The organism is Klebsiella sp. EMBS2024, assembly GCF_036233805.1.
In the GTDB taxonomy this organism is placed as follows: Bacteria; Pseudomonadota; Gammaproteobacteria; order Enterobacterales; family Enterobacteriaceae; genus Klebsiella; species Klebsiella pneumoniae.
In genome coordinates this window covers 1406127-1416419 of the sequence record NZ_JAZARW010000001.1, presented here as the reverse complement: position 1 = coordinate 1416419, position 10293 = coordinate 1406127, and the positions used below count along the sequence as shown (strand labels likewise).

The 10293-nt window shown below is 61.6% G+C and carries 10 protein-coding genes and 1 other annotated feature (1 of these 11 cut by a window edge); of the genes, 6 read left to right on the top strand and 4 right to left on the bottom strand.

Translation table 11 applies throughout. The features are described from left to right. Positions 1-3 precede the first annotated feature (3 nt). The gene (gene gcvA / locus VZP09_RS06415; RefSeq protein WP_004176482.1) at positions 4-900 is read right to left on the bottom strand and encodes a transcriptional regulator GcvA; all 897 of its coding nucleotides are present in this window, start codon (positions 898-900) and stop codon (positions 4-6) included. A gap of 111 nt (positions 901-1011) precedes the next feature. Here gcvA and VZP09_RS06410 point away from each other — a divergent pair, with 111 nt between their 5' ends. Continuing rightward, the gene (locus VZP09_RS06410; RefSeq protein ID WP_004210746.1) at positions 1012-1920 is read left to right on the top strand and encodes a DMT family transporter; all 909 of its coding nucleotides are present in this window, start codon (positions 1012-1014) and stop codon (positions 1918-1920) included. Positions 1921-1941: 21 nt separating this feature from the next. Here VZP09_RS06410 and VZP09_RS06405 read toward each other — a convergent pair whose 3' ends face one another. Together VZP09_RS06405 and rnm are read right to left on the bottom strand one after the other, a co-directional pair. Further along, positions 1942-2562 carry an L-threonylcarbamoyladenylate synthase gene (locus tag VZP09_RS06405; protein WP_002901738.1) on the bottom strand — a complete coding sequence of 207 codons (621 nt, stop codon included), beginning with the start codon at positions 2560-2562 and terminating at the stop codon, positions 1942-1944. Between the two features lie 16 nt (positions 2563-2578). Continuing rightward, entirely contained in the window at positions 2579-3442 is an 864-nt protein-coding gene (rnm, locus tag VZP09_RS06400; protein ID WP_002901735.1) for an RNase RNM, read from the bottom strand. A 159-nt stretch (positions 3443-3601) separates the two neighbouring features. Further along, positions 3602-3697, top strand: a sequence feature (Trp leader region). Positions 3698-3730: 33 nt separating this feature from the next. Here rnm and VZP09_RS06395 point away from each other — a divergent pair. The 5 genes from VZP09_RS06395 (at position 3731) to trpA (ending at position 10262) form a co-directional block, all read left to right on the top strand. Further along, complete coding sequence (locus tag VZP09_RS06395; RefSeq protein ID WP_004176488.1) at positions 3731-5293, top strand: anthranilate synthase component 1; 1563 nt, start codon at positions 3731-3733, stop codon at positions 5291-5293. Further along, the gene (gene trpD, locus VZP09_RS06390; RefSeq protein WP_021441599.1) at positions 5293-6888 is read left to right on the top strand and encodes a bifunctional anthranilate synthase glutamate amidotransferase component TrpG/anthranilate phosphoribosyltransferase TrpD; all 1596 of its coding nucleotides are present in this window, start codon (positions 5293-5295) and stop codon (positions 6886-6888) included. Before VZP09_RS06395 ends, trpD begins: the two co-directional genes overlap by 1 nt. A 3-nt stretch (positions 6889-6891) precedes the next feature. Beyond that, positions 6892-8250 carry a bifunctional indole-3-glycerol-phosphate synthase TrpC/phosphoribosylanthranilate isomerase TrpF gene (gene trpCF, locus VZP09_RS06385; RefSeq protein WP_004183704.1) on the top strand — a complete coding sequence of 453 codons (1359 nt, stop codon included), beginning with the start codon at positions 6892-6894 and terminating at the stop codon, positions 8248-8250. Between the two features lie 9 nt (positions 8251-8259). Beyond that, complete coding sequence (gene trpB / locus VZP09_RS06380; protein WP_328794965.1) at positions 8260-9453, top strand: tryptophan synthase subunit beta; 1194 nt, start codon at positions 8260-8262, stop codon at positions 9451-9453. Further along, positions 9453-10262 carry a tryptophan synthase subunit alpha gene (gene trpA / locus VZP09_RS06375; protein WP_016529824.1) on the top strand — a complete coding sequence of 270 codons (810 nt, stop codon included), beginning with the start codon at positions 9453-9455 and terminating at the stop codon, positions 10260-10262. Before trpB ends, trpA begins: the two co-directional genes overlap by 1 nt. Before the next feature lie 3 nt (positions 10263-10265). On the opposite strand, the gene VZP09_RS06370 is transcribed toward trpA, so the two are convergent. After that, positions 10266-10293: the 3' end of a MarR family winged helix-turn-helix transcriptional regulator gene (locus VZP09_RS06370; protein WP_328794964.1), read on the bottom strand. It continues 455 nt past the right edge of the window; only the last 28 of its 483 coding nucleotides appear in the window; its start codon lies beyond the right edge, outside the window; its stop codon occupies positions 10266-10268.

Here is a 10293-nt window from a genome sequence, read left to right as displayed (position 1 = left end):
TCACTACGCGCGCTCCTCAGCAACGGCCGGGCGCTGGCCAAGCAGCCAGTCGCGAAAACAGCGGTTGGCAGGCGCCAGCAGCGCGGTCTCGTGGTAAACCAGATGATAGGCCAGCGGACAGGCGATGGGCTGCGCCAGAGGATTAACCAGCCGCCCCTGCGTCAGCGCAGGCGCTATGAATGAGCGTCGCAGCAACGCCATCCCCATACCGGCGAACGCCGCCTCCGTCACGCCGTTGGAATCAGTGAACACCGGCCCACGCCGCGCGAAGTGCGGCGCCAGCCCGACGGCCTCACACCACAGCGCCCAGTCTTCACGATGTTCATCGTGCAGCAGCGGATACTGCAGTAGATCGCTCGCATCGGTGAGCGTCCGGCGCGGAGCAATCAGTTGCGGGCTACAGACCGGCATCAGATCGTCATCCAGCAGGCGGTAAGCCTGCAGTTCCGGCCAGCCACCGACACCATGACGCACGGCAAAATCGATCCCTTCACTCAGCAAATCCACTCGCCGGTTGGTGGTGCCGATCTGGATCTCTATCTGCGGATAGCGTCGTTCAAAATCAGCCAGCCGCGGCAGCAGCCACTGAATGGCGAAGCCGCTGGTACAGCTGATAGCTACCTTTTCTGGTCCCGGGGGCACCTGCAGGCGCTGGGTGGCGGCGGCTATCTGATGAAACGCCGGCTGAACGGCCCGCAGGTAGATCTCTCCCACCGCCGTTAACTGTAACCGTCGCGGAGTACGGATAAATAGCGGGACATTCAGCGTCTCCTCAAGGCGGGCAATCTGCTGGCTGACGGCGCTGGGCGTGACGCAAAGCTCACTGGCGGCCAGCTTCAGGCTGAGCAGCCGCGCCGCCGCCTCAAAGCAGCGCAACGCATTCAGCGGCGGGAGTTTCATGGGTGTGGAACCTCAGTTAAGAAAAACTTAATCATGTAAGCATAACGCGTTTGTCGCACGCTGCACGTGGGTTCTACAGTTGACTTCCTTCGTGACTACAAGGAGTCAATCATGCGTGTTATCGACTATGGCCGCCTGCTGCTGCTCGCCGCCCTCTGGGGCGCCAGCTTTTTGTTTATGCGCATCACCACCCCGGCCTTCGGGGCGTTGAACAGCGCTTTTCTTCGCGTACTGTTCGCCGCTATCGCGCTCGGGCTGTTACTCGGCGTGCAGGGTAAATGGAGCGGGTATCAGGGAAAATTCACATCCACTCTGCAGTTGGGGGTCATTAATTCAGGCCTTCCTTTTCTCATGTACTGCCTTGCCGCGCAATGGCTGCCGGCAGGGTACTCCGCCACGCTTAACGCCACGGCGCCGATGATGGGGGTGCTGATCGGCGCGTTATGCTTTGCAGAACCGTTAACCCTGCGCAAAGGCGGCGGCGCGATACTGGGCGCCATTGGCGTGGCGGTGATCGCGCGCCCGACGTCTGGCCTTAGCGCCGCCCTGCTGCTGCCGGGGATTGGCGCCTGCCTGACCGCGACCGCCTGTTACGGTCTGGCCGGCTTTCTGACCCGCCGCTGGATCCAGCAGCGAGGCGGCCTCGAGGCTGAACGCGTCGCGCTGGGTAGCCAGGTCGGCGCCACGCTGTTTCTGTTTCCTTTCTTTCTCTGGTCCTGCTGGCATGGGCCTGCCGTAGACTGGCGGCAGAGTCTGCCGTGGATAGCGATAGTCATGCTGGGCGTGGTCTGCACGGCGGCAGGGTATATTCTCTACTTCCGCTTGATTGCAGATATAGGGCCGCTGCGTTCGCTGTCGGTGACCTTTTTGATCCCACCTTTTGCGGCGCTGTGGGGCTATCTCTGCCTCGGAGAGACAGTGGAGAAAGGATTGATTCTCGGCGCGCTGCTGGTTTGTGTAGCGCTATGGATGATTATCGTGCCGTCGGGGCGAAAACGCGGGGTACCGGACGGCGCATGATGCACCGCCCGGCAGATAGCCTTAGAGAAACGGCCTCACGTCGCCGACGCCTTCGCGCAGCACCACCGGGGTGTCTTCAGTGAGATCGATAACCGTGGTCGGCTGCTGCCCAAGGAAACCGCCGTGAATGATGAGGTCCACCACTTTCTCCAGACGATCTTTGATCTCTTCCGGGTCGGATTCGGTAAAGTCGCTGCCGGGCAGCATCAGCGACGTGGAGAGCATCGGCTCGCCTAAGGTCTCGAGCAACGCCTGAGCGATGGGGTTAGACGGGACGCGCATGCCGATGGTTTTACGCTTCTCTTGCAACAGCCGACGCGGCACCTCTTTGGTCCCCTTAAGGATAAAGGTATAGTTGCCCGGCGTGTTGTTTTTCATCAGGCGAAACGCCACATTATCCACAAAAGCGTAGGTTGACAGCTCGGACAGATCGCGGCACATCAGGGTAAAGTTGTGGCCGTCCGGCAGCTGACGAATGCGGCAGATCCGCTCCATCGCCCCCTTGTCTTCAATTTTGCAGCCCAGCGCGTAGCCGGAGTCGGTAGGATAAACGATCACCCCGCCCTTACGCACAATCTCCACCGCCTGGTTAATCAACCGCGCCTGCGGGTTATCCGGATGGATATAAAAAAACTGGCTCATACTTCCCTCTCAATTTTTATTCGGCGGCCGCTTCCCAACTGTGCCAGACGCCTTCCACGCCGGCAGGAAGCCAGAGCTTACGGCCAAGTTCGATCCACGCGCAGGGCTGATGAAAATCGGATCCCTGCGACGCCAGAAGACCAAACTGCACGGCCAGGGTGGCCAGCTGGGCGCGTTCATGGGGCGCCTGCTGACACTGGGCCACTTCCATGGCATCACCGCCCTGCTCGCTAAAGTGGGCCAACAGCCGCTTCAACCACTTGGCGGAGAGATCGTAGCGCCCGGGATGGGCAATCACCGCCTTGCCGCCAGAATGATGAATCACATCAATCGCTTGTTTTATTGTACACCACTGCGGCGGCACGTAACCGGTTTTCCCGCGGGCAAGGTATTTTTTGAAGACTTCCGCCATGTTTTTCGCATGGCCGGCCTCCACCAGAAAACGGGCAAAATGGCCGCGGGTGACGGCGCCACCGTCCGCCAGTCGCAGCGCCCCTTCCCAGGCGCCGGGGATCCGCGCCTTCTCCAGGCGCTCGGCAATCATCTGACCGCGCTGCTGGCGCCGCGCTTTCTGCTCCTCCAGCAGGGCGGTCATCGTTGGGTGCGCAATATCAATATTCAGACCCACAATATGAATCTCGTGATTCTCCCAGAGGGTGGAAATCTCGACGCCGTTCACCAGGGTCAAGGGTAATCCGGCGCGGGCGATCTCCTCCCGGGCCGCCGGGATCGCCGCCACGCTGTCATGGTCGGTGATCGCCAGGGTGCCGACGCGCATCTCATGGGCGCGATGGACCAGTTCCTGCGGAGTCAGCCGCCCGTCAGAGGCGGTGGTATGGCTGTGCAGATCGTAAATCACTGCGTATTGGCTGTCGCTCAAAAGGACTCCTGCTGGACATCAACGTAAATAAGCGCATTATCATACCGACAGGCAGAGAAAATCTGCAAACAAGGGTTGACTTTATTCCATTGAACTAGTTAACTAGTACGCAAGTTCACATGAAGGGGTATCACGATGAAAATGCACTTTATCACTCTGCACAGCTGGTGGCGCACCTCCTGACGACGGGCGGCGTGATCGCGTTTTGCATTCAGCATACAGATACCCGGCCCGCCAATGAGCGGGCTTTTTATTGGACAAAAATAATACGAACAGGCGAGAACAATAATGCAAACATCCAAACCGGCACTCGAGCTTCTCACCAGCGACGCCATCTACCGGGAGAACCCGACGGCGTTATTCCACCAACTGTGCGGCGCCCGTCCGGCGACGCTGCTGCTGGAATCCGCTGACATCGACAGCAAAGATGACTTAAAAAGCCTGCTGCTGGTCGATAGCGCGCTGCGCATTACGGCCCTTGGTGACACTGTCACTATTCAGGCCCTCTCCGCCAACGGCGCGGCGCTGCTGGAACTACTGGACGGCGCGCTGCCCTCCGGGATCAACAATCAGCGCCAGCCCAACGGCCGCATCCTGACCTTCCCGGCCGTCAGCGCCCTGCTCGATGAAGACGCCCGTCTCTGCTCACTGTCGGTGTTTGACGCCTTCCGTCTCCTGCAGGAGCTGGTGAGCGTTCCGGACAACGAGCGCGAAGCGATGTTCTTCGGCGGCCTNTTCGCCTATGACCTGGTGGCCGGTTTTGAAGATCTTCCCCAGTTGCAAAGCGACACCGCCTGCCCGGACTACTGCTTCTATCTGGCGGAAACCCTGCTGGTCATCGACCATCAGACCAAGCATACCCGCATTCAGGCCAGCCTGTTCACCCCGCTGGAGAGTGAAAAACAGCGCCTGGAGCAGCGCCTGAGCCAGTTGCGTCAGCAGCTGAACGAGCCGCCGGCGCCGCTACCGGTTACCACCGTGGCCGAAATGCGCTGCGACGTTGATCAGAGCGATGAAGAGTACGGCGCGGTGGTGCGCAAAATGCAGCGCGCGATCCGCGCCGGGGAAATCTTCCAGGTGGTTCCTTCCCGCCGCTTCTCGCTGCCCTGCCCATCGCCGCTGGCCGCTTATGATGTGCTGAAGAAGAGCAACCCCAGCCCGTACATGTTCTTTATGCAGGACAATGATTTCACCCTGTTCGGCGCCTCGCCGGAAAGCTCGCTGAAGTATGATGCCGTCAGCCGTCAGATTGAGATCTACCCCATCGCCGGCACCCGGCCACGCGGCCGCCGCGCCGACGGCTCGCTGGATCGCGACCTCGACAGCCGCATCGAGCTGGAAATGCGCACCGATCATAAAGAGCTTTCCGAACACCTGATGCTGGTGGACCTGGCGCGTAATGACCTGGCGCGCATCTGCACCCCGGGCAGCCGCTATGTCGCTGATTTAACCAAGGTTGACCGCTACTCCTTCGTGATGCATCTGGTCTCCCGTGTAGTAGGCGAATTGCGTCAGGATCTCGACGTCCTCCACGCCTATCGCGCCTGCATGAATATGGGCACCCTCAGCGGCGCGCCGAAGGTCCGCGCCATGCAGCTGATTGCCGCCGCCGAAGGTAAACGCCGCGGCAGCTACGGCGGCGCGGTGGGCTATTTCACCGCCCACGGCGACCTCGACACCTGCATCGTCATCCGTTCCGCCTACGTGCAGGAAGGTATCGCTACCGTCCAGGCCGGAGCCGGCATTGTGCTCGACTCGGTTCCCCAGTCGGAAGCGGATGAGACCCGAAATAAAGCCCGCGCGGTGCTGCGCGCCATTGCCCAGGCCCATCACGCGAAGGAGATTTTCTGATGGCTGACATTCTGCTGCTCGATAATATCGATTCCTTTACCTATAACCTGGCAGACCAGCTGCGCGCCAACGGCCATAACGTAGTGATTTATCGCAACTCCGTTCCGGCGCAGGCGCTGATTGAGCGTCTGGGCACCATGGACAACCCGGTGCTGATGCTCTCCCCGGGCCCGGGTACGCCAAGCGAAGCCGGCTGCATGCCGGAGCTACTGACCCGTATGCGCGGCAAGCTGCCGATCATCGGCATCTGCCTCGGCCACCAGGCCATTGTCGAAGCCTACGGCGGCTATGTCGGCCAGGCGGGGGAGATCCTCCATGGCAAAGCCTCCAGCATTGAGCACGACGGCCAGGCGATGTTTGCCGGTCTGGCTAACCCGCTGCCGGTGGCGCGCTACCACTCGCTGGTCGGCAGCAATATTCCCGCCGGGCTGACGATTAACGCCAATTTCAACGGTATGGTGATGGCGGTGCGTCACGATGCGGACCGGGTGTGCGGCTTCCAGTTCCATCCGGAATCGATCCTTACCACCCAGGGCGCACGGCTGCTGGAGCAGACCCTGGCCTGGGCGCTGCAGAAGCTGGAGCATACCAACACCCTCCAGCCGATCCTCGAGAAGCTGTACCAGGCGGAAACCCTGAGCCAGCAGGAGAGCCACCAGCTGTTCTCCGCCGTCGTGCGCGGCGAAGTGAAGCCTGAGCAACTGGCCGCCGCGCTGGTCAGCATGAAAGTGCGCGGCGAGCAGCCGCAGGAAATTGCCGGCGCCGCTACCGCGCTGCTGGAAAACGCCGCGCCGTTCCCGCGCCCGGACTACCTGTTTGCCGACATCGTCGGCACCGGTGGCGACGGCAGCAACAGCATCAATATCTCCACCGCCAGCGCCTTTGTCGCTGCGGCCTGCGGGTTGAAAGTGGCGAAACACGGCAACCGCAGCGTCTCCAGCAAATCAGGCTCTTCCGACCTGCTGGCGGCCTTCGGCATTAATCTCGATATGAACGCCGATAAATCCCGCGCCGCGCTTGATGAGCTGGGCGTCTGCTTCCTGTTCGCGCCGAAGTACCACACCGGTTTCCGCCACGCGATGCCGGTCCGTCAGCAGCTGAAGACCCGCACCCTGTTCAACGTGCTGGGCCCGCTGATCAACCCGGCGCATCCGCCGCTGGCGCTGATTGGCGTCTACAGCCCGGAACTGGTGCTGCCGATCGCCGAGACCCTGCGCGTGCTGGGTTATCAGCGCGCGGCGGTGGTGCACAGCGGTGGGATGGATGAAGTTTCACTGCATGCGCCTACGGTGGTGGCCGAACTGCATAACGGGGAAATTAAAAGCTATCAGCTGACCGCCGACGACTTCGGCCTGACGCCTTACCATCAGGCGCAGCTGGCGGGCGGCACCCCGGAAGAAAACCGTGACATTCTGACGCGCTTGCTACAAGGTAAAGGTGAAGCCGCTCACGAAGCCGCCGTCGCCGCCAACGTCGCCATGTTGATGCGTTTACACGGGCATGAAGATCTGAAAGCTAACGCTCAGCAGGTACTGAATGTGCTGCACAGCGGCGCGGCCTATGACAGAGTGACCGCCTTAGCGGCAAGAGGGTAAATAATGCAAACCGTTTTAGCAAAAATCGTTGCCGACAAAGCGATTTGGGTGGAAGCCCGCAAACAACAACAACCGTTAGCCAGTTTTCAAAATGAGATCGTTCCGACGCAGCGCAATTTCTATGACGCACTGGCCGGCACCCGCACCGCGTTTATTCTCGAGTGCAAGAAGGCCTCACCGTCGAAGGGGTTGATTCGCGAGGATTTCGATCCGGCAGCGATCGCCAGCATCTACAAGCACTACGCCTCGGCGATCTCGGTGCTGTGTGATGAGAAATATTTCCAGGGCAGCTTCGATTTCCTGCCGATCGTCAGCCAGGTCGCGCCGCAGCCGATCCTGTGTAAGGACTTCACCATCGACCCTTACCAGATCTACCTGGCGCGCTACTATCAGGCCGACGCCTGCCTGCTGATGCTCTCGGTGCTCGACGATGAACAGTATCGTCAGCTCTCGGCGGTGGCTCACAGCCTGAATATGGGCGTGCTCACCGAAGTCAGCAATGAAGAGGAACTGGAGCGCGCCATCGCCCTGAAGGCGAAGGTGGTGGGCATTAACAACCGCGACCTGCGCGATATGTCGATTGACCTTAACCGCACCCGTCAGCTGGCGGCGCGTCTCGGCCCGGATGTCACGGTGATCAGCGAATCCGGCATCCATACCTATGCCGAAGTGCGCGAGCTGAGCCACTTCGCCAACGGCTTCCTGATCGGCTCCGCCTTGATGGAGCAGGCGGATCTGGAAACGGCGGTTAAACGCGTGCTGCTCGGCGAGAACAAAGTGTGCGGCCTGACGCGCCCGCAGGATGCCCAGGTGGCCTGGGAGTCCGGCGCCATTTACGGTGGGCTGATCTTCGTCCCGACCTCGCCGCGAGCGGTGAATGACGCCCAGGCCAAAGCGGTGATCGCCGCTGCGCCGCTGCAGTACGTCGGCGTCTTCCGCAATGCGCCGCTGGAGGAGGTGGTCGCCCGCGCGCAGGCTCTGGGGCTGGCCGCCGTGCAGCTGCACGGTGATGAAGACCAGGCCTATATCGACGCGCTGCGCGACGCCCTCGCGGACAACGTCCGCATCTGGAAAGCGCTGAGCGTCGGCGAAACCTTCCCGGCCCGTACGCTCCGCCATGTCGACAAGTACCTGCTCGACAACGGCCAGGGCGGCAGCGGCCAGCGCTTTGACTGGAGCCTGCTGCAGGGCCAGGATCTGCGCAACGTCATGCTGGCGGGCGGCCTCGGCGCCGATAACTGTGTGGAAGCGGCCAAAAGCGGCTGTGCCGGACTCGATTTCAATTCAGGCGTAGAGTCGCAACCCGGGATGAAAGACGCCAGCAAGCTGGCCTCCGTATTCCAGACGCTGCGCGCATATTAAGGAGCAATAATGAGCACTTTACTGAACCCCTACTTCGGCGAATTCGGCGGCATGTATGTGCCGCAGATCCTGATGCCCGCCCTGCGCCAGCTGGAAGAAGCCTTTGTCAGCGCGCAGAAGGACCCGGCCTTTCAGGCGGAATTCACCGACCTGCTGAAAAACTACGCCGGTCGTCCGACGGCCCTGACCAAATGCCGGAATCTGACCGAAGGCACCCGCACCACCCTGTACCTGAAACGCGAAGATCTGCTGCACGGCGGCGCGCACAAAACCAACCAGGTGCTGGGCCAGGCTCTGCTGGCCAAACGGATGGGCAAAACCGAAATTATCGCCGAGACCGGCGCCGGCCAGCACGGCGTCGCCTCAGCGCTGGCCAGCGCCCTGCTCGGCCTGAAATGCCGTATCTACATGGGCGCCAAGGACGTCGAGCGCCAGTCGCCGAACGTGTTCCGTATGCGCCTGATGGGCGCCGAGGTGATCCCGGTGCACAGCGGCTCCGCCACGCTGAAAGATGCCTGTAACGAGGCGCTGCGCGACTGGTCCGGCAGCTACGAAAATGCGCACTATATGCTGGGCACCGCCGCTGGTCCGCACCCGTTCCCGACGATTGTGCGTGAATTCCAGCGCATGATTGGCGAAGAGACCAAAGCGCAGATCCTTGAAAAAGAGGGCCGCCTGCCGGACGCGGTGATCGCCTGCGTCGGCGGCGGATCAAACGCCATCGGCATGTTCGCTGATTTTATCGAGGAAACCAACGTCGGCCTGATCGGCGTGGAGCCCGCCGGACACGGTATCGAGAGCGGCGAGCACGGCGCGCCGCTGAAGCATGGTCGCGTTGGGATCTACTTCGGTATGAAGTCGCCGATGATGCAGACCGCCGACGGCCAGATCGAAGAGTCTTACTCCATTTCCGCCGGGCTGGACTTCCCGTCCGTTGGGCCGCANCACGCGTTTCTGAACAGCACCGGTCGCGCTGACTATGTGTCGATCACTGACGACGAAGCGCTGGACGCGTTTAAAGCGCTTTCCCGCCACGAAGGGATTATCCCGGCGCTGGAGTCCTCTCACGCTCTGGCCCACGCGCTGAAGATGATGCGCGAGAACCCGGAAAAAGAGCAGCTGCTGGTGGTTAATCTCTCCGGCCGCGGCGACAAAGACATTTTCACCGTACATGACATCCTAAAAGCGCGAGGGGAAATCTGATGGAACGCTATGAGACGCTGTTTGCCCAACTGAAAAATCGCCAGGAAGGCGCCTTCGTCCCCTTTGTCACCCTTGGCGATCCGGGACCGGAGCAGTCGCTGAAAATTATCGATGCGCTGATCGAAGGCGGCGCCGATGCCCTTGAACTGGGGATCCCTTTCTCCGACCCGCTGGCGGACGGCCCGACCATCCAGGGCGCGGCCCTGCGCGCCTTCGCCGCGGGAGTGACCCCGGCGCAGTGCTTTGAGATGCTGGCGGCGATCCGCCAGAAGCATCCGACCATCCCAATCGGCCTGCTGATGTATGCCAACCTCGTCTTCAGCCCGGGCATCGATGCGTTCTATGCCCAGTGCGCCCGCGTCGGCGTCGACTCGGTGCTGGTGGCCGACGTGCCGGTGGAAGAGTCCGCCCCGTTCCGCCAGGCGGCGATGCGCCATAACATCGCGCCGATTTTCATCTGCCCGCCCAATGCGGATGACGATTTACTGCGCCAGATTGCCTCTTATGGCCGCGGCTACACCTATCTGCTGTCGCGCGCCGGAGTGACGGGTGCGGAAAATCGCGCCGCGCTGCCGCTGCACCACCTGGTGGAGAAGCTGGCGGAATATCACGCCGCGCCGCCGCTGCAGGGCTTTGGTATCTCCGCGCCGGAGCAGGTGAGCGCCGCTATTGACGCCGGAGCCGCCGGGGCTATCTCCGGTTCCGCCATCGTCAAAATCATCGAACGCCACCTCGATGAGCCGCAGACCATGCTCGACGAGCTGAAAGCCTTCGTCCAGAGCCTGAAGGCAGCGACCAAAACCGGCTGACCATCAGCCGCCTGGCATCGCGCCAGGCGGC